This window comes from Limnohabitans sp. 2KL-3 (genome assembly GCF_001269405.1).
GTDB lineage: Bacteria > Pseudomonadota > Gammaproteobacteria > Burkholderiales > Burkholderiaceae_C > Limnohabitans_A.
Window position 1 is genome coordinate 274407 of sequence record NZ_CXON01000002.1, and the last position, 25077, is coordinate 299483.

The window sequence follows — 25077 nt, forward strand, 5'->3', positions numbered from 1 at the left end:
AGGCTGGGGGGCAAAAAGGGGCTTGTTTGACGCTGCTCAAGCCAGCGGCTTGCTCGATTATGATGAAGCCATGAAATTCTGGTTTCGACTCGCCGTCATCTCCTCTTGCGTTTTGAGCGCATGGGCACAACCGGCCACACCCGCCGCACCACCCGCAACCCCCGCGGCCGAAAACCCCGCGCAAAAATCAGCCCTTGATGCTGTTTTGTTTTACCAATTGCTGCTGGGTGAATTGAATGTGCGCAGCGGCTCGCCAGGCAGTGGTTTTTCTCTGATTCTGGATGCGGCACGCAAAACCAACGACCCCCGGCTGTTTCAGCGAGCCGTCGATCTGGCTTTGCAGTCGCGATCAGGCGATGCAGCCCTTCAAGCCGCACAGGCATGGAAAAAAGCGATCCCCCAAGCCACCGAAGCCAACCGCTATGTGTTGCAAATTTTGCTCGCCTTGAACAAAGTTGACGAAGCGGGACAGGCCTTGACCGACTCCATCCGAGAACTGCCCGAAGTCGAACAAAGCATGGCCATTGCGTCTGTGCCCCGGGTTTTTTCCAGGGTGCAAGACAAACAAATGGCGGCAGACACTGTTGAAAAAGCCTTGGCTTTTGCCTTGAAACAAAGCAGCACCGCAGCCACGACATGGACCACCATTGGCCGCATGCGGCGCGATTCAGGTCAACTCCCTTTGGCCATAGAAGCAGCACGCCAAGGCCACGCCGCAGATGCCAAGGCCTCTGCGCCCCTGATTTTGGCGCTCAGCCTGGCCAATTCAACCCCTGCCGAAATGTCGCCATTTTTGGCACAGGCCATGCAAGGCGACGTTCAGCCGCCATTAAGACTTGGATACGTCAGGCACCTGATCGGTCAGGCCCAACAAGCACAAGCCTTGCATGAGCTCAAGCGCCTGAATGCAGAACACCCCACCTTTTCAGAAGCCTGGCTGGTACACGGTTTGATGCTCCAAGAAAACAGCCAATGGTCCGAAGCCGAAAAAAAACTGCGCCAATACGTTCAATTGGTCCAAAGCAGTCAAGACAAGGATGAACAAGCCAGATTGTCCGAGGCCTTGATGGCCTTGGCACAAATAGCCCAGCGCTTGGGTCAATTGAACCAAGCAGCGCAGTGGCTGAGTCAAGTTCCTGCCGCGGCCGACCCCATCAAACTGGCCAGCCGTCAGGCCGACTTGCTCAGCCAACAAGGCCGCAGCGAGGAAGCACGCCAAGTATTGGCCCAAATCAAAACCACCAACACCGAACAAGCCATTCGCAAAGCCCTTGTTCAGTCGGTTTGGCTGCGTGACAACAAACGGTTTGATGAAGCTTACACCGTCGTTAAACAAGCCATGAATGCCAACGCCCCCAACAGCGAACTGCTGTCCGAGCTGGCCATGGTGACTGAAAAGCTCAAGCGCTTTGACGAAATGGAAAGCCTGCTGCGCGAGCTGATGCAGCTCAAACCACAAGACCCCCATGCCTTCAACGCCCTGGGCTATTCCTTGGCCGACCGCAACGTTCGACTCGACGAAGCCCGGCAATTGATCATGAAAGCCCTGAAGCTCTCTCCCAACGACGCCTATATTCAAGACAGTCTGGGCTGGGTGGCTTTTCGCCAAGGCCAGTTGAGCGAAGCTCGGGACATTTTGCAGGCCGCCTACAAAGCCCGCCCTGATGCCGAGATTGCGGCCCATCTGGGCGAAGTCCTTTGGAGCATGGGTCAACAAAAAGAAGCTCAAGCCATTTGGCGCGAAGGCCTTTTGCTCAAAGCCGACAACGAAACACTGGTTGAAACCCTCAAACGCTTTGATTTCAAGCCATGATGAACAAGGCAACTTGGCCAGCGGTGGGCACACAACTTGTTTCTGGTCGAAACAGGCCAAGCTGGCAGCTGGAGCGAGGTACATGGGCTGCAACGCTGGTCTTGGCCCTGTTGGCCACGGGCTGCTCGACCCCTCGCTTGAGCGCACCAGACGCCAACGCTTACTGGTCAGGACGCTTGGCCATTGAAGTTCTCAAAGAGCCCCCCGAAACCTTAAGCGCCAGTTTTGAATTGCAGGGCTCGGCCCAAACAGGTGAAATTGTTTTGCTCAGCCCCATCGGAACCACCTTGGCCTTGCTCAAATGGTCCGCACAGGGTGCGCAACTGATACAAGGACAGCAGCAAACTCAAAGCAACAATCTGCAAAGCCTAGGGGCTCGATTAACAGGGACCGAGTTGCCCATTGCGGCCTTGTTTGAATGGCTTGCAGGTCGTCCGGCTGAGGCACCGGGCTGGCAAGTGGATTTATCAGGACACGCTCAAGGCAAAATCACGGCTGTGCGCCAACAGCCCGTCCCAGGGGCTTTGCTGCGCATCGCCTTGGACCGCTGAGCACAAACCATCATCATCCGAGCACACCCAGCATGGTGATAATCCATTCATGAAATCGCTCTACGATGTGCCCGCCCCGGCCAAACTGAACCTTTTTTTGCACATCACAGGCCGCCGACCTGATGGCTACCACTTGCTGCAATCGGTTTTCATGCTCATCGACTGGTGCGACACCTTGCATTTTGAAAAGCGGCCTGGCGGCGGCATCAGTCGTGAGGATCTCACGATGGCACTGCCAGACAATGACCTGATCACCCGCGCTGCGCATTTGCTGCAAAACCACACCGGATGCACCGATGGGGTTCACATCGCCGTTGAAAAACAAATTCCTGCGCAAGCGGGCATGGGCGGTGGATCTTCCGACGCTGCCTCTTGCCTGTTGGCCTTGAACCGCTTGTGGAAACTCAAGCTGAATCTGTCCGAACTTGAGCAACTGGGCCTGAAACTGGGTGCCGATGTGCCATTTTTTTTGCGAGGTCGCAACGCTTGGGTCGAGGGGATTGGAGAAAAAATCACCCCCATCGATTTGCCTGCAGCCCACTTTTGGGTCATCAAGCCCCCAACTGGTCTTGAAACTTCTCAAATATTTGCGCATCCAGATCTTAAACGTGACACAAACACTGCTACAATTTCGGTCTTCGCTGCACAGACATATGACTTCGGTCACAATGATTTGCAAGCCGTTGCACAAAACTTGTGCCCCGGTATCGGTCAGGCAATTCTCTTGCTCAACGATCACGGATTACAAGCTAGAATGACGGGTTCCGGAAGCGCAGTGTTTGCCCTTTGCAAGGACAACACCAAGAAAGTGACAGTACCTGATCATTTTCTCAGCCGGTTTTGCAGCAATATGGAAGTTCATCCTTTATCAGGTTGGGCATCCAGCGAAAGTTGATCGGTTGATCGCTGTTCCAGCGGTTAACCCGTGTAGGGGAGTCGCCAAGTTGGTTAAGGCACCGGATTTTGATTCCGGCATTCGAAGGTTCGAGTCCTTCTTCCCCTGCCAAATACGTTCATTCGTACAGGCCCTTTTTTCTGATCGCTGGAATGCACATGCAGCCTGCCCCGCTCCCCCCTGAATTCATGCTGTTCACCGGTAATGCCAATCCCGTTTTGGCTGCCGAAATCGCCAAGCACTTGGGTACGCAACTTGGCGCTGTTGATGTAGGACGTTTCTCCGATGGTGAAGTCACTGTCGAACTCAAGCAAAACGTTCGGGCACGCGAAGTGTTTGTGGTTCAGTCCACCTGTGCACCCACCAATGAAAACCTGATGGAATTGCTGATCATGGTCGACGCGCTCAAACGTGCATCGGCTGGACGCATCAGCGCTGTCATTCCTTACTTTGGTTACGCCCGGCAAGACCGTCGTCCACGCTCGACGCGCGTGCCGATTTCGGCCAAAGTGGTGGCGAACATGCTGCAAGCCGTTGGTGTTGACAGCGTTTTGACCATGGACTTGCACGCCGACCAAATCCAAGGCTTCTTTGACATCCCGGTTGACAACATTTACGCGTCCCCAGTTTTGCTGGGCGATTTGCGCCAGCAAAACTACGACGATCTGATTGTTGTATCACCCGACGTCGGTGGCGTGGTCCGTGCCCGCGCTCTGGCCAAACAACTCGGTTGTGATTTGGCCATCATCGACAAGCGTCGCCCCAAAGCCAATGTCAGCGAAGTGATGCACGTCATTGGCGAGATCGATGGACGCAACTGTGTGATCATGGACGACATGATTGACACGGCGGGCACTTTGGTCAAAGCCGCAGAAGTGCTCAAAGAGCGTGGCGCAAAAAAAGTCTACGCTTACTGCACTCACCCCATTTTTTCGGGCCCAGCCATCGACCGCATCGCCAAAGGCGAAGCCCTCGACGAGGTTGTGGTCACCAACACCATCCCCTTGTCGGCACAAGCGGCTGCGTGTTCCAAGATTCGCCAACTCTCCGTGGCACCATTGATCGCTGAAACGATCAACCGCATTGCCCACGGTGAATCGGTGATGAGCCTGTTTTCTGATCACGCCTGATCGGTCACAGGCCCACAGTCGCCAGCCGTCTTCCAAGACTGGCTGGCTTTTTTGAGTCAGGGTCGCACTGGTCGCGGTGGACCCTAGAAGGAGAAATGTATGAAATTTGTCGCTTTTGAGCGCTCCAAGCAGGGCACGGGTGCGAGCCGCCGTCTCCGCAACGCCGGTCGCACACCTGGCATCGTTTATGGTTCCACAACGGCTCCTCAGCTGATTGAACTGGACCACAATGCTTTGTGGCACGCCTTGAAAAAAGAAGCGTTTCACGCCTCCATCCTGGACATGGAGTTCAATGGTGAGTCCAGCAAAGTCTTGCTGCGTGACTACCAAATGCACCCCTACAAGCAATTGGTTCAACACATCGACTTCCAACGCGTCGATGCCAACACCACTTTGCACATGAAAGTGCCATTGCACTACAGCGGTGAAGAAGAGTCAGAAGCCGTCAAGACTGACAAGTGCACGATCAACCACGTGGTGACCGAAATCGAAGTGGCTTGCTTGCCTGCCAACTTGCCTGAATTCATCGCCGTGGACCTCAAAGGTCTGACCAAAGGCGTGTCACTGCATTTGAACGACATCACTTTGCCAACAGGTTGCAAGCCTGTGACCCATGGCAAAAAGAACCCCGTCATTGTGACGGCCGTCGCACCTGTTGAAGAAATTGTGGTCGCACCTGTGGCCGCTGCTCCTGCAGCTGCCAAGGGCAAAGGCAAAGGCAAGAAGTAATCTTCGTGTCTAAGGGCTCTCCAGCCTGCTTTGAAAGGCCCGCGCAAGCGGGCCTTTTGCTTGGCACCGGTGCTGTTGATCCGACCCCATGAATGCTTCACCAAGGACAATGAACCCCCATGATCAAACTCTTCGTTGGCCTGGGTAACCCGGGTAGTGAATACGACGACACCCGCCACAACGCCGGATTCTGGTGGATTGACGCCGTGGCCCGAGAGCTCAAGGTCTCACTGGTGCCTGAGCGCAGCTACCACGGTCTGGTGGCTCGCACCACCGTCAACGGTCAAAACGTGTGGCTGCTCGAACCCCAGACCTTCATGAACCTGTCGGGCAAGTCGGTCAGCGCACTGGCTCGGTTCTTCAAAATTCAGCCACAAGAAATTTTGGTCGCGCACGACGAACTCGACATCGTACCGGGCGAGGCCAAGCTCAAGCTGGGTGGCAGCCATGCGGGGCACAACGGTCTGCGCGACATCCATGCGCAGTTGGGCACCGCCGATTACTGGCGCCTGCGCATTGGCGTGGGCCACCCGGGCGACAAGGCCGAAGTGGTCAGCTGGGTTTTAAAGAAGCCCATGCTTGAACACCGCAAAGCCATCGACGACAGCATCCACCGCTCTGTAGCAGCTTTGCCGCTGCTCTTGTCGGGTGACATGGAAAAGGCCATGGTGCGCATCCACACCAGCAAGCCACCACGCCCCAAACCGCCCCGGCCGGTCAAAGCGCCTGCGCCAGACGTACCCACCGCAGAATGAGGCGGGCTGCCCGGCTCACTGCCCCTGCAGCCTGCGGTATTTGGCCCAAAGCGATTCAGGGTTTTCGATGTGCTGGGGGTTGACGGGAATGCAGGCCACAGGGCAAACCTGCACACACTGAGGCTCGTCAAAATGGCCCACGCACTCGGTGCACTTGGACGGGTCGATTTCGTAAATTTCTTCACCCAGATAGATCGCCTGGTTCGGGCACTCGGGTTCACACACATCGCAGTTGATGCATTCGTCGGTGATCATCAGTGCCATGGCTGGGGCTCCGCAAAAGTCTGCATCGTGGTCATGCCTGGATTATCGGCCACAGGCATCAGCCCGAAGGACTGCAGGGCTGTTGTCTGCTCCAAAGCTTGGGCAAGACAAGACCCCACAACACGCCCTGGCCCAGCGACATGCGCCTAAAATGGACCGCATGATGAACGCCGACTTGCACTGCCACTCCGTTATTTCTGACGGCACCCTCACCCCCGAAGCCCTGGCCGAACGTGCCAAAGCCAACGGCGTGGAACTGTGGGCGCTGACCGACCATGACGAAGTGGGCGGGCAAGACCGCGCCCTGGCCGCAGCCCGTGCGCAGGGACTGCCCTACCTGACCGGCACCGAGATTTCGGTCACCTTTGCCCACCAGACGGTGCACATCGTGGGCCTGGGCTTTGACCCGCACGACAGCGCCTTGGTGGCTGGATTGCGCCGCACCCGGGGCGGGCGCAGTGAACGCGCACAGGAAATGTCAGACGGCCTTGCCAAAGTGGGCATCAAAAACGCCTACGAAGGCGCCCTGCACTACGTCGGCAACCCCGAGCTGATTTCGCGCACCCACTTTGCCCGCCACCTGGTCGAAACGGGCGTGTGCAGCGACACCTCGGAGGTGTTTCGCAAATACCTGACCGAAGGCAAACCCGGCTACGTGCCCCACCGCTGGGCACGCTTGCAAGAAGCGGTGCAATGGATCACCGAAGCGGGTGGTATCGCCGTCATTGCCCACCCGGCCCGTTATGGCTTCACGCCCAACGAAGAGTACGCGCTGTTCAGTGAATTCAAGGCCCACGGCGGGCGCGGTGTGGAGGTCATCACTGGCAGCCATTCTTCACCCGAAGCGGTGCGCTACGCCGAAACTGCGCTGGAATTCGATCTGGCCGCCTCGCGTGGCAGTGACTTTCACAGCCCTGAAGAAAGCCGCATCGACCTGGGCACCCTGCCTTTGCTGCCTGGTCAACTGACCCCGGTTTGGGACCTGCTGGCCAACCGCATTCAGTGACCCCCACGCTCAGACTCGCCAGCCTTCAGGGCATCGGATTTGCCGTTTTGGCGACGGCCTGCTTTGCCACTCTGGACACCACCACCCGTCACGTCAGCGCGGGCCTGTCGGTGCTGGTGGCACTGTGGTTCCGGTACGCCATCCAGGCCGTCATCACCACGGCCGCAGTCTGGCCAGGCCGCGGCCGTCGCATTTTGCAGACACAGCACCCGCGTTTTCAGCTTGCTCGCGGCATGCTCTTGTTTGCTTGCAGCATCCTGGCTTTTTTAAGCCTCAAATACATGCCCGTGGGAGAGTTCACGGCCATCTCACTGCTGGCACCCCTGGTCATCACCTTGCTGGCAGCCTGGCTACTGAAAGAAAAAATCCGACCTCTGCGCTGGCTGCTGGTGCTGGGGGGATTTGTCGGCACCCTGATCATCATCCGTCCCGGCAGCCAACACCTTGATTGGACCGTGCTCTTGCTGCTGATGCTGGTGGGAACCAACTCCGGCTTTCAACTTCTGACCAGCAAGATGGCCAAGACCGAAGACCCGATCACCACCCATTTCTACACCGGCTGGATCGGCACCGCCATGGCCTCACTGCTGCTGCCTTTTGTCTGGGAAATGCCTGCAGACTGGACAGTCTGGTTGCAATTACTGCTGATGGGGGTGTTGGCCTCGATTGGACATTTTTTGCTGATCCTGGCCTACGGCCGCACTCCAGCTGCCACCTTGACGCCCTATTTATACACCCAGATCGGCTTTGCCGTGCTGGGCGGCTGGGTGGTGTTCAACCATTTGCCCGACCCATGGACCTTTGCTGGCATGGGTTTGGTCGCCCTGTGCGGCGCATTAGGCGCCTGGCTCACTGTGCGGGAAAGCCGCATCGCCGTTCAAGCTGCGCAAACTTGAGTCTGCCCTCTTTTCAAAGCTGACGGCGCCCTCAAGTAAAGTCCACCATCATCACCGGCAATCTACTGCCCACAGCCATGGCCCAGTTTTTCACTGTTCACCCCGAGAACCCGCAAGCACGCTTGCTCAAACAAGCCGTGCAACTGCTCAAGCAAGGCAATGTGCTGGCGGTGCCCACCGATTCCAGCTACGCCCTGGTCTGCCACCTGGACGACAAGAACGCCGCCGACCAGTTGCGCCGCATCCGCGCTGTGGACGACAAGCACCACCTGACGCTGCTGTGCCGCGACTTGAGCGAGCTGGCCAACTACGCCCGGGTGGACAACCGGCAGTTTCGCGCCATCAAGCAGGCCACGCCCGGGCCCTTCACCTTCATTCTGGAAGCCACCAAGGAAGTGCCGCGCCGCTTGAGCCATCCCCAGCGCAAAACCATTGGCCTGCGCGTGCCCGAGCACAAAGTGCTGCAAGAACTGCTGGCCCTGCATGGCGCACCGCTGTTGGCCGCCACCTTGATCATGCCGGGAGAAGATGCCCCCCTGAATGACCCGCAAGACATTCGCGAGCGACTGGAGCACCAAGTGGGCGCGGTCATTGATGCAGGCGCCTGCTCGCTCGAGCCCACCACGGTGATCGACATGAGCGGCGATGAACCCACCCTGGTGCGCCACGGTCAAGGTGATCCTGCGCTGCTGGGCCTTTAAAACACAACACGGTGTAGACCATGGCCTGGCGCTCTGCCCGGTCAAAAACGACCACCAGCTGCCCCAATAGAAAACCCCTGCAACAGCACCAAGGGCCGCAGCAGGGGTCAGGCAGGAAAAACGCAAACGGCTTACTTCAGATCGCCCGCCAGGCTGGCCAAGGTATCTGCAGCGATTTCAATGTGTGACGGGTAATGCGTGTGGTCGCAGCCCATCTTGACGCCAGCGCCAGCCTTCACGGCCGCGCACATGTCGGGCTTGAGTTCAAAACGCACAAAGTGCACCGCTGAGGTTTTTTCTTCGGTCTCACGGTCCAGGTCTTCGTCGGCAATCGCATACACACGGCCATGGCCTTCGACCTCGACAAACATCCTGTCTTCCACGCCGATCAGCTTGGCCAGTTCGCGCTTGCGCTCGTTGATGTCGGTGTACTCGATCATCATGGTGGCTTTCCAGTTGCTGCCGTCGGGCACCAGCGGGGCATAAGCCTCGATCTCTTGCAAGATGCCCTCTTCTTCGAAGACTTTTTCGATGCGCAGCATCTCCTGGATCTGATAGCGGATGGTGGTTTCGCTCTCAAACTGCATGTTGATGTGCTCGCCCAACTGCACGCTGCGCAGCTTGCGGTGGGCGATGACATCGGGTTTGTGGACCTTGCGCCACTTGGTGTAAGCCTCCAAAGACATCAAGGTCTCGGGTGTGATTTTTCCAGTCAGTTGCATGGCAGTGTTCCTTATTTGAGACCGTAGGCTTTGCGCACCAGGGTCAAGGGGTGGTTCAGTTCGGGGGCGCCCAAGCCGTTGACCTCAAAGCCTTGGGCAATGTGGTGGCCGCCCAGCGGGCAGTCAGAGCTGATGAAGTCGGGCTTGGAGCCGTCTTTCATGGTGGCCATGGCCTTGAACACGGGTTTGCCGATTTTCATGGCCATGTCGTGTGAGCCTTTTTTCACGCCATAGGTTCCGGCGTGGCCCGAGCAGCGCTCGATGGTGTTGATCTCGGTGTCCGGGATCATCTTGAGCATTTCTTCGGTCTTTTTGCCAATGTTTTGCACCCGGCCGTGGCATGGGATCTGGTAGCTCACATTGCCCAATTTTTGCGGGAATTCGGTCTTGAGCAAGCCGTCGCGCTTGCGGGCCATGAAGTATTCAAACGGGTCCCACATCGCGTCTTTGACCAACTGGGTGTCGGCGCAATCGGGGAACATCAGAGGGATTTCCTGCTTGAACATCAAGGCGCAGCTGGGCACGGCCGCCATGATGGCGTAACCATCTTTGGCGTATTTGGCCAGCACCGGAATGTTGGCTTCTTTGGACTGCTGGACCGATTCAAGATCACCCAATTCGAGCTTGGGCATGCCGCAGCACTTTTCTTTCTCGACCAGCACATAGGGAATGGCGTTGTGGTCCAGGATCTTCAGCAGGTCATGGCCGATGCCAGGCTCGTTGTAGTTGATGTAGCAGGTGGAGTAGATCGCCACTTTGCCATGTGTTTTCTCGCCATCCACCACTTTGGACGCCTTGGCATCCGGGGCGCTGGAGCGGAATTTTTTCGTGGCCAAAGAGGGCAGCCAGGCGTTTTTGTCGACACCTGCCACACTTTCCATGACGCTGCGGGCCGCTTCGGTTTTGTTGATGGCATTGATGGCTTGCACCACGATCGGGATGCCTGCAAACGAGCCATGTGTGTCGGTGGAGGCCAGAAACTTTTCAGCCGCGCCCACTTCGCCTTTTTTGAACTTGATGGCCTTGGCACGCAGCATGGTGTGCGGGAAGTCTAGGTTCCACTCGTGAGGTGGGGTGTAGGGGCATTTGGTCATGTAGCACAGGTCGCACATGAAGCACTGGTCGACCACTTTCCAGTAATCCTTCTTGTCCACACCATCGACTTCCATGGTGCTGCTCTCGTCCACCAGGTCGAACAAGGTGGGGAAAGAGCCACACAAGCTCACGCAGCGGCGGCAGCCGTGGCAGATGTCAAAAATGCGCTCCAACTCGTCGAAGCACTTTTCCTCGTTGTAAAAATCCGGACCCTCCCAGCCAAGGGCATGTCGTGTGGGGGCTTCGAGGTTGCCTTCTTTGGCCATGTTGTGCTCCTGTGAGATTTTTATGGGGTTTTTCTGAAGGTTCTGCGTTCAGAGCCCTGAGAAAAACCCGCTGCGCCTTGCGGTGCAGCGGGCTGAGGGAACAAGGGGAATCAATCCACCAGTTCGTTCAAAGCTTTCTGGTAACGGTTGGCGTGTGAACGCTCAGCCTTGGCCAGGGTCTCGAACCAGTCGGCGACTTCGTCAAAACCTTCTTCGCGAGCAGTCTTGGCCATGCCAGGGTACATGTCGGTGTACTCGTGGGTTTCGCCAGCCACAGCCGAAGCCAGGTTGTCACGTGTCGAGCCAATGGGCATGCCGGTTGCTGGGTCGCCGGATTGCTCCAGGAATTCCAGGTGACCGTGGGCGTGACCTGTTTCACCTTCGGCGGTGGAACGGAACAGGGCTGCCACATCGTTCTGACCTTCAACGTCAGCTTTGTTCGCGAAGTACAAATAGCGACGGTTGGCCTGGGATTCGCCAGCAAAGGCGTCCTTCAGGCATTGTTCCGTGCGCGAGCCTTTGAGTGCTGCCATGGATATCTCCTTGTGGGTTTTAGGTGCATTGCCCTGGCAGAATCGCCAGAGAACCCTCAGGTTAAACCTAAACTGATCAGTCTCCCAATTGATTGATCCAATGGCACAAATTTAGATTGCCTATTGCCTTGGCGATTTGATAAACATCATGCTCATTGAAACGACTTGGCACCCATTCGCCCTCATCGGCAGATAAAAAACACAAAACAAGGTGGAGCAAAGGCCATTCCAAAGCGTCAAGGTCTTTGATAGGCCTCGTTAAAATAAGCAATTTGGGATGCACCTGTCCCACACGGCATCGGTTGCGTTGCCGTTTCTTTTGGAAAATCCGCCCCATGAGCAACGCCCCCGCCACAGTGGCCCACCAGCCCGGCCTTGAAAGCCTGTCCAAATCCTTCGAACCCGCTGCACTGGAAGCCCATTGGGGCCCCGAATGGGAAAAACGCGGCTACGGAGTGGCCGGTTTCCGGGGCACCCAAGCCCCCAAAAAAGGCGCTCCAGCGTTTGCCATCCAGCTGCCCCCGCCCAACGTGACCGGTACGCTGCACATGGGCCACGCCTTCAACCAGACCATCATGGACTCGTTGACCCGCTACCACCGCATGCTGGGCCACAACACCGCCTGGATTCCGGGCACCGACCACGCGGGCATCGCCACCCAGATCGTGGTGGAGCGCCAGCTGCAGGCCAAAGGCATCAGCCGCCACGACATGGGCCCCACGCCCGCCGAAGCCCGCAAGAACTTTGTGAGCAAGGTCTGGGAGTGGAAAGAAGAGTCCGGCAGCACCATCACCAGCCAAATGCGCCGCATGGGCGACAGCGTGGACTGGAGCCGCGAATACTTCACGATGGACCCCAAGCTGTCCAAAACCGTGACCGAAACCTTTGTGCAGCTGTACGAGCAAGGCCTGATCTACCGTGGCAAACGTCTGGTCAACTGGGACCCAGTGTTGCAAAGCGCCGTGTCTGACCTGGAAGTGGAAAGCGCCGAAGAAGACGGCTCGATGTGGCACATCCGTTATGACTTGGCCGATGGCAGTGGTTCATTGACCGTGGCCACCACCCGCCCCGAAACCCTGCTGGGCGACGTGGCCGTGATGGTGCACCCCGAAGACGAGCGCTACAGCGCCCTGATCGGCAAGCAAGTGAACCTGCCTTTGTGCGGCCGCACCATCCCGGTGATCGCCGACGACTATGTGGACAAAGCCTTTGGCACGGGCGTCGTCAAGGTCACACCCGCGCACGACACCAACGACTACCAAGTCGGCCAGCGCCACAAGCTGGAAATGATCTGCGTGTTGAACCTCGACGCGACCATCAACAACAACGCCCCCGAAAAATACCGAGGCCTGGACCGCTTCGTGGCCCGCAAGGCCGTGGTGGCAGACCTCGAAGCCGCTGGTGCTTTGGTGGAAGTGAAGAAGCACAAACTCATGGTGCCCCGCTGCGCCCGCACCGGCCAGGTGATCGAGCCCATGCTGACCGACCAGTGGTTCGTGGCCATGAACCAGGTGGGCCAAGGCGACGCCACCGGTAAGAGCATCGCCCAAAAAGCCATTGACGCCGTGCAATCCGGCCAAGTGAGCTTTGTGCCCGAGAACTGGGTCAACACCTACAACCAGTGGATGAACAACATCCAGGACTGGTGCATCTCGCGCCAGCTGTGGTGGGGCCACCAGATCCCCGCTTGGTACGACGAAGACGGCAAGGTGTACGTGGCCCGCGACGAAGCCGAAGCGCAAGCCCAAGCCCCGGGCAAAACGCTCAAGCGTGATGAAGACGTGTTGGACACCTGGTACTCCAGCGCCTTGGTGCCCTTCAGCACCATGGGATGGCCCAACAACGAGACAAGCACCAAGAACGCAGCTGGCGAGCGTGCCGGGCTCGGACGCAGCGACATTGCGAGCGAAGCGAGTGGGAGCAAGGCCGAGCCCGGCACGCTCGCCAGCGGAACCGAAGGCCACACCAGCGACTACGACCTCTACCTCCCCAGCAGCGTGCTGGTGACCGGCTACGACATCATCTTCTTCTGGGTCGCCCGGATGATCATGATGACCACGCACTTCACCGGCAAAGTGCCCTTCAAACACGTCTACATCCACGGCCTGGTGCTCGATGCCCAAGGCAAGAAGATGAGCAAGTCCGAAGGCAACGTGCTCGACCCGGTTGACCTGATCGACGGCATCACCTTGGAGCCATTGCTCGACAAACGCACCCAGGGCCTGCGCAAGCCCGAGACCGCCCCCAAGGTGCGCAAGCAAACCGAAAAAGAATTCCCGGACGGTATCCCCGCCTACGGTGCCGACGCGCTGCGCTTCACCTTTGCAGCGCTGGCCAGCTTGGGCCGCAGCATCAACTTTGACAGCAAGCGCTGCGAGGGGTACCGCAACTTCTGCAACAAGCTGTGGAACGCCACCCGCTTTGTGCTGATGAACTGCGAAGGCCAGGACTGTGGCCTGAAAGAACACACCAAAGCCGAATGCGCTGCGCCCGGCATCGATGCCAATGGCCAAGCCACCGCAGCAGGCCCTGTGCACGGCTATCTGACCTTCAGCCAGGCCGACCGCTGGATCAGCTCGCAACTGCAGCGGGTTGAGGCCGATGTGGCCAAAGGCTTTGCCGAGTACCGCCTCGACAACGTGGCCAACACGATTTACGACTTTGTCTGGAACGAGTTCTGCGACTGGTACCTTGAAATCGCCAAGGTGCAAATCAACACCGGTGACGACGCGCAAAAACGCGCCACGCGCCGCACCCTGATCCGCACGCTCGAAACCATCATGCGCCTGGCGCACCCCATCATCCCCTTCATCACCGAAGAACTCTGGCAAAAAGTGTCGGTGGTGGCGGGCCGTCCGGGCGAGTCGGTCAGCATCGCGGCCTACCCCGTGAGCCAGCCCGAACGCATCGACACAGCCGCCGAAGCCCATGTGGCCAAGCTCAAAACATTGGTGGATGCTTGCCGCAACCTGCGCGGCGAGATGAACGTCTCGCCCTCGACCCGCATGCCCCTGTATGTGCTGGGTGACACCGACTTCATGCACAGCGTGGCACCGGTGCTGCAGTCATTGGCGAAACTGAGCGAAGTCAAAGTCTTTGACACCGAAGCAGAATGGATCGCTGCAGCACAAGCCGCCCCCGTGGCCGTGGTGGGCGAGGCACGTTTGTGTTTGTTCATCGAAGTCGATGCCGCTGCAGAAAAAATCCGTCTGACCAAAGAGGCCACTCGCTTGGAAGGTGAAATCACCAAGGCCAACGCCAAGCTCGGTAACGAAGCCTTTGTGGCCAAGGCACCACAAGCCGTCCTCGACGAAACCAGAAAGCGCGTGGCCGACTTCGGGGCCACACTCGACAAAATTCGCCAACAACTGCAACGCTTGGGCTGATCGCCTGCACACCAAGGACACCCCCATGAGCCACAACGTCATCCGCAAAGCCGTGTTCCCCGTCGCAGGTCTGGGCACGCGCTTTTTGCCCGCGACCAAAGCCGCACCCAAAGAGATGCTGCCCGTGGTCGACAAGCCGCTGATCCAGTACGCGGTCGAGGAAGCCTATGCGGCGGGAGTGCGTCACATGATCTTTGTCACGGGCCGAAGCAAGCGCGCCATTGAAGACCACTTTGACACGGCCTATGAGCTGGAGACAGAACTCGAAGCCGCCCACAAGGACGAGTTGCTGGCTCTGGTGCGCTCGGTGCAACCCGACGACATGGTGTGCGCCTACGTGCGCCAAAACCGCATGCTGGGTTTGGGCCACGCGGTGCTGTGCGCCGAGCCGTTGGTGGGCAACGAGCCTTTTGCCGTGCTGCTGGCCGATGACCTGATGGTCAACCAGGGGCCGTCCATCTTGTCCCAAATGGTGGACGCTTACACCAAGCAAGGCCGCTCGGTGCTGGCGGTGCAACAAGTGCCGCTCGACCAAGTCAAGCGCTACGGCATCGTGGCCGGTGAGTCGGCTGGCAAACAACTGATCCGCGTCGAGCAAATTGTGGAAAAGCCCAGTCCGGACAAAGCCCCTTCGCGCATGGGTGTGGCGGGTCGCTACATCCTGACGCCAGGCATTTTTGACGAGATCCGCAACCAGCCCACCGGCGTGGGCGGCGAAATCCAGCTCACCGATGCCATTGCACGCCTGATGCAACGTGAGGCGGTCTATGCCTTCCAATACCAAGGCAAACGCTACGATTGCGGCAGCAAAGAAGGTTTTCTGGAAGCCACGGTGGAGCTGGCTTTGCAACACCCCCAGGTGGGTGCGTCGTTCCGCGAATACCTCAAAAGCCTGAGTCTCTGATTGCGTTCAGCGGCGTTTGAGCGCAAACACAAACGCCGTTTCGGTCTTTTCCTGCAGCAATAAATCATTGCCCGTTTGTCGCGCAAAGGCCTCAAAGTCGCGCCAGGCACCCGGGTCGGTGGCGATTACTTTGAGCACCTGACCGCTGCTCATCTCATTCAAAGCCTTTTTGGCTTTCAAAATGGGCAAGGGGCAGTTCAGGCCGCTGGTGTCTATTTCTTTGTCGATGTGCATCATGAGCCCTGATTTTGTTCTTGGCTTTGCGCGGCACGCTCTTCCCACGTCATGAATTTCGGCTCGATGCCGATGGTGCGCAGCCAGTCGCCCAAAGCGTAGCCGGTGCCTGCGGGCCAGCAAATAAGATCCTTGAAATCAAACATCTTGTATTCGGCCAACTCAGGCGACAAACGCACCTCGCCTTCGGCCACCGCATGGTAGGCAATGATGACCTGGTTCATGCGCTGAAAGTCGTACACGCCAATCAACTTGAGGGCTGACACCTTCAGGTTGGTTTCTTCGGCAATCTCGCGGGTGATGCCTTCTTCGGGTGTTTCGCCCGCTTCCATGAAGCCGGTGATCAGCGCAAAGCGCCGGCCAGGCCAGGCGGCATTGCGGGCAAGCAAAATCTGATCGCCCACTTGCACAATGCCTGCCAGCACTGGCGTGGGGTTGTTCCAGTGGGTGAAATCGCAGGCGGTGCAACGCAGGCGCATCGTTTCGCCCCCGTCTTCCATTTGCGAGAGCCAAGCCAAAGGACTGGCACACATCGGACAAAAACGGTATTCAGCCATGGTTCAAGCCTTGTCAAAGTTCAGCCGTTCAGGCCGGGAATACGCCTGTGGAGAGATAACGGTCACCGCGATCGCAGACGATGAAGACGATGGTGGCGTTTTGCGCCGTCTTGGCCACTTGCTGGGCCACCCAGCAAGCACCCGCTGCGGAGATGCCCGCAAAAATGCCTTCGCTGCGTGCCATCTGGCGGCAGGTCTCTTCGGCATCGTTTTGGCTCACGTAAATCAGCTCATCCACATGGCTGGGGTCGTAAATTTTGGGCAAGTACTCTTGTGGCCACTTGCGGATGCCCGGAATGCGCGAGCCTTCGCTGGGCTGTGCGCCAATGATGCGGATGGCCGGGTTCTTTTCTTTCAGATAGCGCGAGACGCCCGTGATGGTGCCCGTGGTGCCCATGGCGCTGACAAAGTGAGTGACCTTGCCGCCGGTCTGCTCCCAGATCTCGGGACCGGTGGTTTCGTAATGGATGCGCGGGTTATCGGCATTGGCAAACTGGTCCAGGATGCGGCCCTTGCCTTGCGCCGCCATGTTGTCGGCCAAGTCGCGTGCGTACTCCATGCCGCCGCTCTTGGGGGTCAGGATCAACTCGGCCCCAAACGCTTTCATGGTCTGGGCGCGTTCAATCGACAGGTCCTCGGGCATGATCAAAATCATGCGATAACCCTTGATGGCCGCGGCCATGGCCAAAGCAATGCCGGTGTTGCCCGAGGTCGCCTCGATCAAGGTATCACCCGGTTTGATCTCGCCTCGCTCTTCGGCACGACGGATCATCGACAAAGCCGGCCGATCCTTGACAGAACCTGCCGGGTTGTTGCCTTCTAGCTTGCCCAAAATGACATTGCCACGCGCCACCGTATCGGCAGCCCCCAAGCGCTGCAAAGCCACCAAAGGTGTTTTGCCAATTGCGTCTTCAATGGTTGAATAAATCATGTTCGTACTTTGCCATAACTTGACCACCCGCATTTGATGCGGTGACTTTGAACAAGACACTTGCGTGACGATGGATTTGCATTTTTTCAACATGGCTTTCAAAAAGCGCCCCATGTTGTGTCATAATTCAGGTCTTCACAAATACCAGCCCGGGTGGTGAAATTGGTAGACTCAGGGGACTCAAAATCCCCCGCCGCAAGGCGTGCCGGTTCGAGTCCGGCCCCGGGCACCAACTCTGGAAACTCAGCATCCATGCGGGTTCCAAGCGAATCAAGGCCAACTCTAACGGGTTGGCCTTTTTTCTTGTCTGACGCCTTTCGGGGGCGGTAGCTTCATTCTCGATACCTCGGACATCCAGACTGCTGATCACTTGCGTGACATTTTGGGCTTTGGACTGACAGGTCGCCGAAAGGGCCCCCTTCTGCAGCGCGGCAGAAAAAAGCGTTCCCAGTTTTACAACTCAAACTGCCAAGAATTTGATCAACTCGGAAGCGACCTGCTCTGGATCTTCGCGCTGTGGAAAATGCCCAATCCCGGGCATCAGTTTGCGCTCGTAGCGATTGAGGAAATATTGGGATTGCCCCATGAAAGACGCGGGTAAATTGACGCCATCTGCATCGCCATGCAATATCAGCGTGGGCACATCCAATGGCGTGATGATGCTCAAGGCCTGCTCTTCGGCCGCATAACAAACATCTCCCGGGGCATGGCCCCAACGGTGTTGATAGGAGTGCAGCGTGACCTCCGGCCAATCGTCATTGGCAAATGCTTGGGCTGTGGTTTCGAACTCTTCGGGCGTGAACCATCCAGAAGGTGCCCAAGTTTCCCACATGATTTTGGCGAAAGCATTGCGGTTTTCGCGCACAGCACGTTGGCCCCGCGGTGTCGCCATGTACCAGTGATACCAGTATTGACGCGCCTGCTCCAGTGACAAGTCTTGTGATGGCAAATTGGTGCCATAGGCCACAGAAAGCAACACCAGGTGGCTGGCCACGCCAGGCTGCAAGGCACAGGCATTGCCCGCAGCGCGTGCCCCCCAGTCGTGGCCCACCAAGGCAGGTTTGTGCAATCGCAGCTGAGCTATCAGCTCCAGCAGGTCACGCCCCAGGACAGACAGTTGCCCGCTGCGCGGCGTGTCATCGCTCAAAAAACGAGTTGGCGAAAACCCACGCAATGCAGGAACAATGACCCGCCAGCCTTGAAGGGCCAACACCGGTGCCACTTGGGCCCAAGTTCGCGGGCTGTCAGGCCAGCCATGCAACAAAACGACCGTGCGAGCCGCATGGGGGTTCCATTCTTCATACCCGATGCGCAAAACAGAGGTGTCAACAAATTTCATGGCTTGCTCCCTAGTGAAGATGCTCATGCTTGGCGAGTCGGCTCCACTGGCGCAAGCATGCTGGAATAAACGGTTCTGTTGGGCGATGGCGTTCAGATCTGTGAGGTTCATCGGGTGCCATCGATGCGCCATCCGGGTTTGCTCGAGCGCAATGGAAGTCGCTGCTTCTAAATACTGGGCGCACCTGCGGACAAGAAACCGCCATCCACCGGCATCACGATTCCGGAAATATAGGAGGCACCTTCTGATACGAGGAATGACACGGCGTGAGCAATTTCAGATGTCGTCCCATAACGCTTCATGGGTATCGCGCTGGCGTACTCTGAGCGAAACTTATCCGTGTGAAGAACCCGGGTCATTGGCGTATCCACAGGGCCAGGCGCAAGGGCATTGGCCGTGATGCCGTGATCGGCAAGCTCTACCGCCATCTGACGCGTCAAGGCGATGACCGCGCCCTTGGACGTACCGTAGGCAGTACGCCCCTTGCCCACAGCCCGCATCCCCGCAACAGAAGCGATGTTGACGATGCGGCCCCACTTGTTTTGACTCATCAACCGTGCGGCGTGCTGGCTACACAACAAGGTTCCTGTGACGTTCACGTTCATGGTCGCGATGAAGTGATCCAGTGGAAAGTCCATGAACGGGAACACCTTTGCGATCCCCGCGCAGTTCACGAGAACGTCGCATCTTCCGTGCTTTTCAGCGATGGATGCAAACCCTTGTGCTATAGACTCGGCTCGCCCGACGTCCATCTGCAGCGCCTGCGCGGTATACCCCTCACCGGTCAACTGGCCGGCCAGGTCGCTTGCGGCTTTGACATCGAGGTCTGCGATGACCACACTGAAACCAGACATGGCCAATTGTCGGCAAACCTCTGAGCCGATGCCCATGGCCCCACCCGTGACCACAGCAACGCGTTGTTTCGATTCCATTGCATGTTCTCCCGTGTTACGTTGGCGCGCCTTGTGGCGTTCCCCGAAGCGCCCGGACAAAGTAGGACGCGTCCCCCATCTGCCCCCCCTTCAGAGCCATTTGCAGGCCTTTCAGGTGGGGTTTATTTGAAATCACTCTGCACAAGGGCGCACCAGGGGACAGACGGGCTTGTATCTCGATCGCATCTGGTGCGAGAACACTGGTGATTTGACTTGATGTATCGCCTCCGGACAAGATCAAGCGTTGCACCACGCTTGCGAGCAAGATGTTCTGAACGATGGCACCGAGCCGAGCGCCCAAAAGTCGACCACCGCCGTACCTGGCTTGTTCACGGCTTTCTCCGCGAGCCATCAGTGACTCGATCAGCAAGCTGATACGAGGATCTTCTGGCCCCCGTGCCGTGTGCAAGATGACGCTTTTTCCTTGGGCGAGCAACGCAACGGTGGTTTCAACGAGGGCAGCTGCCGCCTGCTCCCAACGCTCACCATCCACCAAGGCACATGCGTCGATCGCAACCGCTGCAAACCCCTCGGCGATGGCCGTGTCTATCTGCTTGGCGCTCAGTGCCGACGCGCTGCCAGAGATGGCAAGAACCTGCTGAACGGCCGGGAAAGATTCGAAGTGACGACTCTTGTCTGAGAAAGCGCCTTGTTCGGCCCACCACTGTGTGAGGGCATATTCAACACCCGACGAGCCCACCACAAAGACGGGTCGATGGTCTTGATGGTGTGAAAGCAGCAGGCCACCGACCTCGGTCAGGTCAGCATTTTCCGCCGAATCGATCAACAGCGCAGTCTTGACGTTCTGTCTCGAAGCCGCGTATTGAGCCTGCAGTGCCTCACGGCCCAGCGCGAACTTGGGCAGTGTGAATTTGCCAATCGGCATCGAAGTCTGACGGCCAAGGTGGACGACCAGGTCGGCCTCGTCCATCGGCGTGACTGGATGCACACTCATGATCGGATGGCGATCGATGCGATAGGTGAGTCCATCCGTGCCAGATCGTGCAAACAAGTTGCCAAAAACACAGTAGCGGGACAGTGCCGGCGTGCCGGCAACGATGGGGATCAGTTCAGGGCCAAAAGTTTTTTGCGCAAGGTCCATCGCACGGCCGATGCTCCCGACCGATGGGGAGCTGTCGAAGGTCGAACAGACTTTGTAATGAACGATGTGTGAACCAAGGGATGCCAGCGCTTCAAAAATAGCCGGAAGTTTTTGCGCCATCTCGACGGGAGACATGCCTCGGCTGTCCCCTGCGACCCCGATGGCGTCATAGCCGCCGAGGGACTCCAAAAGCGCTGGCGTGGGCGGGCTCAGAAAAAGGGCGCATTTGAGCCCGGCAAAGGCCAGAACTTCGAGCGCGTCGGTCGACCCTGTGAAATCGTCACCGTAAAAGGCGAGCCGCAGTGGGGCGGCGTGAGCATTTGAACTCATGGCTGCAAAGCGCTGAACTGCGCCAGCGCCCTTTGCAATGAAGGATGAGTTTGGGCATAGCTTTCGAGGCTCACCCCGGAGATGGCGGCCTCCCATCCCTCGCGCATGCTCGCCACACCGGCGGCGATACCCTCCGGATGGCCGATGATCCCGCCCCCCGCCAAGTGCATCAAATCTGTAGATCCAAGCTTTTGGTAGAGATCGGGGGCCTGCCCGGCCCATTGGCCCGACGAAAAAACCGGCATCACCGGCTGGATACCCGCAAAGTCTGCATGACAGGACAATGCTGACGAAATGACCGAATCATCCGGTTCCCAAAATTTGCTTCGTATCCCGTTGACATGCATTTGGTCGATACCCACCAAGCGCCAAATCTTCTGGTAAGCCGCAAACGAAAATCCGAGCAGAGGATGCCGCGTGAAGGCTCCCCAGCCATTCCGATGGGCATGAATGGGCAGCTGTGCGTGCCGTCGCAAATGCTCAACGGCCGCAAAGCCCATCCAGTTCACACTGACCATCACACAGGTTCCACCCGCTGCGAGCACGGCGTCGTGTCGCCGGAGCATCTCGTCGATGCTGCCGGAGATGTTGATCGCATACATCGGCTTTCGACCCATGCGATCGGCATGCTTCAGGATCACGGGCATGACGGCTTTGAGACGCTCATCAAATGGCGCATAAGGCGGGTCGGCCATCAACTCGTCGTCCTTGATAAAGTCGATGTCTGCTGCACAAAGTGAATCGACGAGGTCTGCCGTTTGCTGAGGCGACAGACCGATGCTGGGCTTGATGATCGTGCCGATGATGGGTCGGCCGTGCACACCCGCCATCGTGCGCGTACCTTGGATGCCAAACTGGGGGCCGGAAAAACGCTTCGCGTAGTCCGCCGGCATATCGATGTCCAGCAGGCGAAGACCCGTGACCTCGCCCAACTCAAAGAGATTTCCTGCGACGGTCGCCAGCAGCGTGGAAATGTTGGCACCGACGTTGTCAATGGGAAAAGCAATCTCGATTTCGGCACGGTTGAAACTCTGGTGTCCACCCCGTCGGTGCACGAGAGCACTGTGCAGCGACGGTTGCGCAACAGATTCCAGCGCATCGATGCGTGTCACCCTTGCACGAGATCGTTGCTTGAGTTCATCCGTTTCACCTGGCAAAGCCATGAACGTTCCACTGGATTGCTCGCCTGCGATGGTGTCTGCGACTCGCTCAATGGGCATTGAGCTTTCGACAAAGTAGCGGGCGGTGAATTCAGAACGTTGTGTGAACATGTCGGGGAGCTCGCTCGATGATTTCAAAGTTCGTGTGCATGCAGGACGCGCAGCTTGGGAGTCTTGAGTGGTCCCGCACGTTCACCGGGCCCATTTCCCACACCTTGCCTTGATGCATCCATGCCGCATCCGGGGTGTTCTTCGGGAAGTTTTGCAATCCAATGCTGAGGGCCTGCCATCAATCAATCCCCGCACTCCATCGGTCGTTCCAATTGCGCTCGATTTGCCGGCGGTCGCGTTTGGTGGGACGGCCTTGTTCGATGCTGAGTGCAGGCTCGCGGGCAAGGCGGTGTTGCTCGGCGGCTTTTTGGCGGGCCGCGATGCTTTCCGGGGTTTCTATGTACAGCAGCTGCGCCACAGGTGCCGGGCCACGCACACCGCTCAAGGCCTGCACCACGACCGTTCGCTCGACAGCGCCTTGCCGCAGGCACACCGTATCGCCAGGTTTGACTTCTTTGGACGCCTTGGCATCCTGCCCATTGACCTGCACGCGGTTTTTGCCGATTTCATCGCTGGCCAAGCTGCGGGTCTTGTAAAAGCGTGCCGCCCACAACCATTTGTCGATGCGCAGGGCGTTCATGACGCCCCCGAAAACAAAGCGCCCTGGGGGCTCAAGCCGTCACGCACATGCGGGTAGTGCAGCTTCAGACGCAGCTCCCGCTTCATCCGGGTGTTGTCCAGACGGCGCGACTCGTTCATGAAGCTCAGCAACATCAAGGGCAGCGCGTTGTTGGCGTCGTTGCGCGATATGCGAGGCGGTTTAGGCAAGCCATACAGACCTGCCGCCAAATCAAAGTATTCGCCCATCTTCAGATCGGTGTCGTCGGTGACATTGACCACACGCTGAGGCTTGCCACGCCACAAGGCAGCGGCACAGGCGCGGGCCAGATCGTTGGCGTGGATGTGGTTGGTGTACACATCTTCCTTGGCCACCAACACGGGCGTGCCCCTGAGCAAGCGCTCACGCGGGGTGCCACCTTCACGGTCAAGCGCGTAAATGCCAGGAATGCGCAACACACTCACGCGCACGCCGCTGCGCCCCAAAAACCGCATCAGGTTTTCGGCATCGACCCGGCGCTGGGCGCGGGGGGTGTGGGGGTTCACCGTCCGGGTTTCGTCCACCTGCTGCCCCCCGCAGTCGCCATAAACACCCGTGGTAGAACCATAAACCAAGGCTTGGGGCGGTGTGCGCAAGCGCAGGGCTCGCACCAAGGCCAGGCTGCGCGGATCGCGGTCGTTCGCACCTTGGCGGTCAGAAGGCGGCGGTGCCAGGTGGATCACCCGATGCGCGATGCCCGCCAAACGCTTCAAACTGGCCGCATCGTCCAGATTGCCCTTCAAAGGGGTGATGCCGCAGGCCCGAAGCAGCCGTACGCGCTCGGGCGATGAGGTCAGTGCCATCAGGCGTACACGCGGGGTGAGCGGCGCACCCAATTGGCCCGCTGTGCGCAGGCCCACGTCACCACAGCCCACGATCAAAACACGTTGGCGGCGAAAGCGGGCAGGCCGTGCGCCCAAGGGGGTTTGGTTTGAAGGCAAAATCAGGGGTTCCGGGTCATATTCACACCCTCTAGGATACCGAAAAGATGAGCTTTCAAATTTCCGTGCAGCCCAGCGGCCGCAGCTTCAGCGCAGACGACAACGAAACCCTGCTTGCCGCGGGCATTCGCCAAGGCATTGGCCTGCCTTATGGCTGCAAAGACGGCGCTTGTGGCTCCTGCAAATGCAAAAAAATCTCGGGCACCGTGGTGCATGGCCCCCACCAAGCCAAAGCCCTGAGTGACGAGGAAGAAGCCCAAGGCCTGGTGCTGACCTGCTGCGCCACCGCCCAAAGCGATGTGGTGCTCGAATCCAAACAAGTCACGGCTGAAGGCGGCCTGCCCGTCAAAAAGATGCCGGTGCGCGTGGTCAGCCTGGAGAAAAAGTCACACGACGTGATCGTGCTGAAACTGCAACTGCCCGCCAACGACGTGATGAAGTTTCACGCGGGCCAGTACATCGAGTTTTTGTTGCGTGACGGTTCGCGCCGCAGCTACAGCATGGCCAACGCCCCACACACCCTCGAAGTGGCACCCCCGACGGTGGAGCTGCACATCCGCCACATGCCGGGCGGCAAGTTTACCGACCCGGTGTTCACCACCATGAAGGAAAAAGACATCCTGCGTGCCGAAGGCCCGTACGGGAGTTTTTACCTGCGCGAAGACAGCAACAAGCCGATCGTGCTGTTGGCCTCGGGCACGGGCTTTGCGCCCATCAAGGCGCTGATCGAGCACATGCAGCACCGGGGCATCACCCGCACCGCCACGCTGTACTGGGGTGGCCGCCGCCCTTCTGACCTGTACATGGCCGACTGGGTGGAAGCCCGCTTGGCCGAAATGCCCAACCTGAAATATGTGCCCGTGATCTCGAACGCCGAAGCCGAAGACCAGTGGACTGGCCACACCGGCTTTGTGCACCAGGCCGTGTTGCAGGACTTCCCCGATCTGTCGGGCCACCAGGTTTATGCCTGCGGAGCTCCCATCGTGGTGGACTCGGCCAAACGCGACTATGTGGCGCTCGGCCATTTGCCCGAAGAAGAGTTTTACGCCGATTCGTTCACGTCTGAGGCCGACAAGGCCAAGGGCTGAGCTCTTGACTCCGATACCGCTCCCTGTAAGTCGGAGCTTTAACTCCGACACTTTGGGTTTCTGCCGAGGTTCACGTCGGAGCTGAAGCCGCCGACCAAGTAAAAAGGA

At 58.3% G+C, this 25077-nt stretch carries 25 protein-coding genes and 2 tRNA genes; 14 read left to right on the forward strand and 13 right to left on the reverse strand.

The window, feature by feature from the left end; all coding sequences use genetic code 11:
• Nucleotides 1-70: 70 nt before the first annotated feature.
• From AMM41_RS03655 to pth, 7 genes are all read left to right on the forward strand, one after another.
• Nucleotides 71-1813 carry a tetratricopeptide repeat protein gene (locus AMM41_RS03655; RefSeq protein ID WP_194944596.1) on the forward strand — a complete coding sequence of 581 codons (1743 nt, stop codon included), beginning with the start codon at nucleotides 71-73 and terminating at the stop codon, nucleotides 1811-1813.
• Entirely contained in the window at nucleotides 1810-2364 is a 555-nt protein-coding gene (locus AMM41_RS03660) for an outer membrane lipoprotein LolB (protein ID WP_228769079.1), read from the forward strand. Before AMM41_RS03655 ends, AMM41_RS03660 begins: the two co-directional genes overlap by 4 nt.
• Nucleotides 2365-2413: 49 nt before the next feature.
• The gene (ispE, locus tag AMM41_RS03665; RefSeq protein WP_089953108.1) at nucleotides 2414-3259 is read left to right on the forward strand and encodes a 4-(cytidine 5'-diphospho)-2-C-methyl-D-erythritol kinase; all 846 of its coding nucleotides are present in this window, start codon (nucleotides 2414-2416) and stop codon (nucleotides 3257-3259) included.
• Between the two features lie 34 nt (nucleotides 3260-3293).
• Nucleotides 3294-3370 (forward strand) — tRNA-Gln (locus AMM41_RS03670).
• 41 nt (nucleotides 3371-3411) lie between these two features.
• Nucleotides 3412-4389 (forward strand): ribose-phosphate pyrophosphokinase, encoded by a 978-nt coding sequence (locus AMM41_RS03675; protein ID WP_194944597.1) that lies wholly within the window; start codon nucleotides 3412-3414, stop codon nucleotides 4387-4389.
• 99 nt (nucleotides 4390-4488) lie between these two features.
• Nucleotides 4489-5118, forward strand: coding sequence for a 50S ribosomal protein L25/general stress protein Ctc (locus tag AMM41_RS03680; protein ID WP_089953111.1), 630 nt, complete (start codon nucleotides 4489-4491; stop codon nucleotides 5116-5118).
• A gap of 119 nt (nucleotides 5119-5237) precedes the next feature.
• Nucleotides 5238-5873 carry an aminoacyl-tRNA hydrolase gene (gene pth, locus AMM41_RS03685; protein ID WP_089953113.1) on the forward strand — a complete coding sequence of 212 codons (636 nt, stop codon included), beginning with the start codon at nucleotides 5238-5240 and terminating at the stop codon, nucleotides 5871-5873.
• 15 nt (nucleotides 5874-5888) lie between these two features.
• Here the strand turns inward: pth and AMM41_RS03690 are convergent, their stop codons facing one another.
• On the reverse strand, nucleotides 5889-6137 hold the full coding sequence (locus tag AMM41_RS03690; protein WP_089953115.1) for a YfhL family 4Fe-4S dicluster ferredoxin: 249 nt from the start codon (nucleotides 6135-6137) through the stop codon (nucleotides 5889-5891).
• A 151-nt stretch (nucleotides 6138-6288) separates the two neighbouring features.
• On the opposite strand from AMM41_RS03690, the gene AMM41_RS03695 reads away from it, so the two are divergent.
• From AMM41_RS03695 to AMM41_RS03705, 3 genes are all read left to right on the forward strand, one after another.
• Nucleotides 6289-7143 carry a 3',5'-nucleoside bisphosphate phosphatase gene (locus AMM41_RS03695; RefSeq protein ID WP_089953117.1) on the forward strand — a complete coding sequence of 285 codons (855 nt, stop codon included), beginning with the start codon at nucleotides 6289-6291 and terminating at the stop codon, nucleotides 7141-7143.
• Nucleotides 7140-8039 (forward strand): DMT family transporter, encoded by a 900-nt coding sequence (locus tag AMM41_RS03700; RefSeq protein WP_089953119.1) that lies wholly within the window; start codon nucleotides 7140-7142, stop codon nucleotides 8037-8039. Before AMM41_RS03695 ends, AMM41_RS03700 begins: the two co-directional genes overlap by 4 nt.
• A 77-nt stretch (nucleotides 8040-8116) precedes the next feature.
• Entirely contained in the window at nucleotides 8117-8740 is a 624-nt protein-coding gene (locus AMM41_RS03705) for an L-threonylcarbamoyladenylate synthase (RefSeq protein WP_089953122.1), read from the forward strand.
• A gap of 131 nt (nucleotides 8741-8871) precedes the next feature.
• On the opposite strand, the gene AMM41_RS03710 is transcribed toward AMM41_RS03705, so the two are convergent.
• From AMM41_RS03710 to AMM41_RS03720, 3 genes are all read right to left on the reverse strand, one after another.
• Nucleotides 8872-9462, reverse strand: a complete 591-nt coding sequence (locus AMM41_RS03710) for a DUF3501 family protein (RefSeq protein WP_089953124.1) — start codon at nucleotides 9460-9462, stop codon at nucleotides 8872-8874.
• 11 nt (nucleotides 9463-9473) lie between these two features.
• Nucleotides 9474-10823, reverse strand: a complete 1350-nt coding sequence (locus AMM41_RS03715) for a (Fe-S)-binding protein (protein ID WP_089953126.1) — start codon at nucleotides 10821-10823, stop codon at nucleotides 9474-9476.
• A 110-nt stretch (nucleotides 10824-10933) separates the two neighbouring features.
• Entirely contained in the window at nucleotides 10934-11356 is a 423-nt protein-coding gene (locus AMM41_RS03720) for a rubrerythrin family protein (RefSeq protein WP_089953128.1), read from the reverse strand.
• 335 nt (nucleotides 11357-11691) lie between these two features.
• Between AMM41_RS03720 and AMM41_RS03725 the strand changes: the two genes are divergently transcribed.
• Together AMM41_RS03725 and galU are read left to right on the forward strand one after the other, a co-directional pair.
• Entirely contained in the window at nucleotides 11692-14742 is a 3051-nt protein-coding gene (locus tag AMM41_RS03725) for a valine--tRNA ligase (RefSeq protein WP_089953131.1), read from the forward strand.
• A gap of 25 nt (nucleotides 14743-14767) precedes the next feature.
• Nucleotides 14768-15646, forward strand: coding sequence for a UTP--glucose-1-phosphate uridylyltransferase GalU (galU, locus tag AMM41_RS03730; protein ID WP_089953133.1), 879 nt, complete (start codon nucleotides 14768-14770; stop codon nucleotides 15644-15646).
• A 6-nt stretch (nucleotides 15647-15652) separates the two neighbouring features.
• Here galU and AMM41_RS03735 read toward each other — a convergent pair whose 3' ends face one another.
• From AMM41_RS03735 to cysM, 3 genes are read right to left on the reverse strand one after another with little or no spacing between them, the layout of a single operon-like run.
• Nucleotides 15653-15880: a sulfurtransferase TusA family protein gene (locus tag AMM41_RS03735; RefSeq protein WP_194944608.1), complete on the reverse strand. Its 228-nt coding sequence runs from the start codon at nucleotides 15878-15880 to the stop codon at nucleotides 15653-15655.
• Nucleotides 15880-16437 carry an NUDIX domain-containing protein gene (locus AMM41_RS03740; RefSeq protein ID WP_089953137.1) on the reverse strand — a complete coding sequence of 186 codons (558 nt, stop codon included), beginning with the start codon at nucleotides 16435-16437 and terminating at the stop codon, nucleotides 15880-15882. Before AMM41_RS03740 ends, AMM41_RS03735 begins: the two co-directional genes overlap by 1 nt.
• Before the next feature lie 28 nt (nucleotides 16438-16465).
• The gene (cysM, locus tag AMM41_RS03745) at nucleotides 16466-17368 is read right to left on the reverse strand and encodes a cysteine synthase CysM (protein WP_089953673.1); all 903 of its coding nucleotides are present in this window, start codon (nucleotides 17366-17368) and stop codon (nucleotides 16466-16468) included.
• 147 nt (nucleotides 17369-17515) lie between these two features.
• Here cysM and AMM41_RS03750 point away from each other — a divergent pair.
• A tRNA-Leu gene (locus AMM41_RS03750) sits at nucleotides 17516-17600 on the forward strand.
• A 228-nt stretch (nucleotides 17601-17828) separates the two neighbouring features.
• On the opposite strand, the gene AMM41_RS03755 is transcribed toward AMM41_RS03750, so the two are convergent.
• The 6 genes from AMM41_RS03755 to AMM41_RS03780 all read right to left on the reverse strand — a co-directional run bounded on the left by AMM41_RS03755 (nucleotide 17829) and on the right by AMM41_RS03780 (nucleotide 23881).
• Nucleotides 17829-18707, reverse strand: coding sequence for an alpha/beta fold hydrolase (locus tag AMM41_RS03755; RefSeq protein WP_089953139.1), 879 nt, complete (start codon nucleotides 18705-18707; stop codon nucleotides 17829-17831).
• A 167-nt stretch (nucleotides 18708-18874) separates the two neighbouring features.
• The gene (locus AMM41_RS03760) at nucleotides 18875-19639 is read right to left on the reverse strand and encodes an SDR family NAD(P)-dependent oxidoreductase (RefSeq protein ID WP_089953676.1); all 765 of its coding nucleotides are present in this window, start codon (nucleotides 19637-19639) and stop codon (nucleotides 18875-18877) included.
• A gap of 16 nt (nucleotides 19640-19655) precedes the next feature.
• Nucleotides 19656-21071 (reverse strand): four-carbon acid sugar kinase family protein, encoded by a 1416-nt coding sequence (locus AMM41_RS03765; protein ID WP_089953141.1) that lies wholly within the window; start codon nucleotides 21069-21071, stop codon nucleotides 19656-19658.
• Complete coding sequence (locus AMM41_RS03770) at nucleotides 21068-22342, reverse strand: ribulose-bisphosphate carboxylase large subunit family protein (RefSeq protein ID WP_089953144.1); 1275 nt, start codon at nucleotides 22340-22342, stop codon at nucleotides 21068-21070. Before AMM41_RS03770 ends, AMM41_RS03765 begins: the two co-directional genes overlap by 4 nt.
• Nucleotides 22343-22520: 178 nt before the next feature.
• The gene (locus AMM41_RS03775; RefSeq protein WP_089953146.1) at nucleotides 22521-22922 is read right to left on the reverse strand and encodes an RNA-binding S4 domain-containing protein; all 402 of its coding nucleotides are present in this window, start codon (nucleotides 22920-22922) and stop codon (nucleotides 22521-22523) included.
• On the reverse strand, nucleotides 22919-23881 hold the full coding sequence (locus AMM41_RS03780; protein WP_089953148.1) for an SDR family oxidoreductase: 963 nt from the start codon (nucleotides 23879-23881) through the stop codon (nucleotides 22919-22921). Before AMM41_RS03780 ends, AMM41_RS03775 begins: the two co-directional genes overlap by 4 nt.
• Before the next feature lie 47 nt (nucleotides 23882-23928).
• Here AMM41_RS03780 and AMM41_RS03785 point away from each other — a divergent pair, with 47 nt between their 5' ends.
• Nucleotides 23929-24969, forward strand: a complete 1041-nt coding sequence (locus tag AMM41_RS03785) for a CDP-6-deoxy-delta-3,4-glucoseen reductase (RefSeq protein ID WP_089953150.1) — start codon at nucleotides 23929-23931, stop codon at nucleotides 24967-24969.
• Nucleotides 24970-25077: the final 108 nt, after the last annotated feature.

Excerpts from the sequence above, each read along its gene's own strand:
- AMM41_RS03655 (WP_194944596.1), top strand. The coding sequence starts at position 71 with ATGAAATTCTGGTTTCGACTCGCCGTCATCTCCTCTTGCGTTTTGAGC.
- AMM41_RS03660 (WP_228769079.1), top strand. The coding sequence starts at position 1,810 with ATGATGAACAAGGCAACTTGGCCAGCGGTGGGCACACAACTTGTTTCT.
- ispE (WP_089953108.1), top strand. The coding sequence starts at position 2,414 with ATGAAATCGCTCTACGATGTGCCCGCCCCGGCCAAACTGAACCTTTTT.
- AMM41_RS03675 (WP_194944597.1), top strand. The coding sequence starts at position 3,412 with ATGCACATGCAGCCTGCCCCGCTCCCCCCTGAATTCATGCTGTTCACC.
- AMM41_RS03680 (WP_089953111.1), top strand. The coding sequence starts at position 4,489 with ATGAAATTTGTCGCTTTTGAGCGCTCCAAGCAGGGCACGGGTGCGAGC.
- pth (WP_089953113.1), top strand. The coding sequence starts at position 5,238 with ATGATCAAACTCTTCGTTGGCCTGGGTAACCCGGGTAGTGAATACGAC.
- AMM41_RS03690 (WP_089953115.1), bottom strand. The coding sequence starts at position 6,137 with ATGGCACTGATGATCACCGACGAATGCATCAACTGCGATGTGTGTGAA.
- AMM41_RS03695 (WP_089953117.1), top strand. The coding sequence starts at position 6,289 with ATGGACCGCATGATGAACGCCGACTTGCACTGCCACTCCGTTATTTCT.
- AMM41_RS03705 (WP_089953122.1), top strand. The coding sequence starts at position 8,117 with ATGGCCCAGTTTTTCACTGTTCACCCCGAGAACCCGCAAGCACGCTTG.
- AMM41_RS03710 (WP_089953124.1), bottom strand. The coding sequence starts at position 9,462 with ATGCAACTGACTGGAAAAATCACACCCGAGACCTTGATGTCTTTGGAG.
- AMM41_RS03715 (WP_089953126.1), bottom strand. The coding sequence starts at position 10,823 with ATGGCCAAAGAAGGCAACCTCGAAGCCCCCACACGACATGCCCTTGGC.
- AMM41_RS03720 (WP_089953128.1), bottom strand. The coding sequence starts at position 11,356 with ATGGCAGCACTCAAAGGCTCGCGCACGGAACAATGCCTGAAGGACGCC.
- AMM41_RS03725 (WP_089953131.1), top strand. The coding sequence starts at position 11,692 with ATGAGCAACGCCCCCGCCACAGTGGCCCACCAGCCCGGCCTTGAAAGC.
- galU (WP_089953133.1), top strand. The coding sequence starts at position 14,768 with ATGAGCCACAACGTCATCCGCAAAGCCGTGTTCCCCGTCGCAGGTCTG.
- AMM41_RS03735 (WP_194944608.1), bottom strand. The coding sequence starts at position 15,880 with ATGCACATCGACAAAGAAATAGACACCAGCGGCCTGAACTGCCCCTTG.
- AMM41_RS03740 (WP_089953137.1), bottom strand. The coding sequence starts at position 16,437 with ATGGCTGAATACCGTTTTTGTCCGATGTGTGCCAGTCCTTTGGCTTGG.
- cysM (WP_089953673.1), bottom strand. The coding sequence starts at position 17,368 with ATGATTTATTCAACCATTGAAGACGCAATTGGCAAAACACCTTTGGTG.
- AMM41_RS03755 (WP_089953139.1), bottom strand. The coding sequence starts at position 18,707 with ATGAAATTTGTTGACACCTCTGTTTTGCGCATCGGGTATGAAGAATGG.
- AMM41_RS03760 (WP_089953676.1), bottom strand. The coding sequence starts at position 19,639 with ATGGAATCGAAACAACGCGTTGCTGTGGTCACGGGTGGGGCCATGGGC.
- AMM41_RS03765 (WP_089953141.1), bottom strand. The coding sequence starts at position 21,071 with ATGAGTTCAAATGCTCACGCCGCCCCACTGCGGCTCGCCTTTTACGGT.
- AMM41_RS03770 (WP_089953144.1), bottom strand. The coding sequence starts at position 22,342 with ATGTTCACACAACGTTCTGAATTCACCGCCCGCTACTTTGTCGAAAGC.
- AMM41_RS03775 (WP_089953146.1), bottom strand. The coding sequence starts at position 22,922 with ATGAACGCCCTGCGCATCGACAAATGGTTGTGGGCGGCACGCTTTTAC.
- AMM41_RS03785 (WP_089953150.1), top strand. The coding sequence starts at position 23,929 with ATGAGCTTTCAAATTTCCGTGCAGCCCAGCGGCCGCAGCTTCAGCGCA.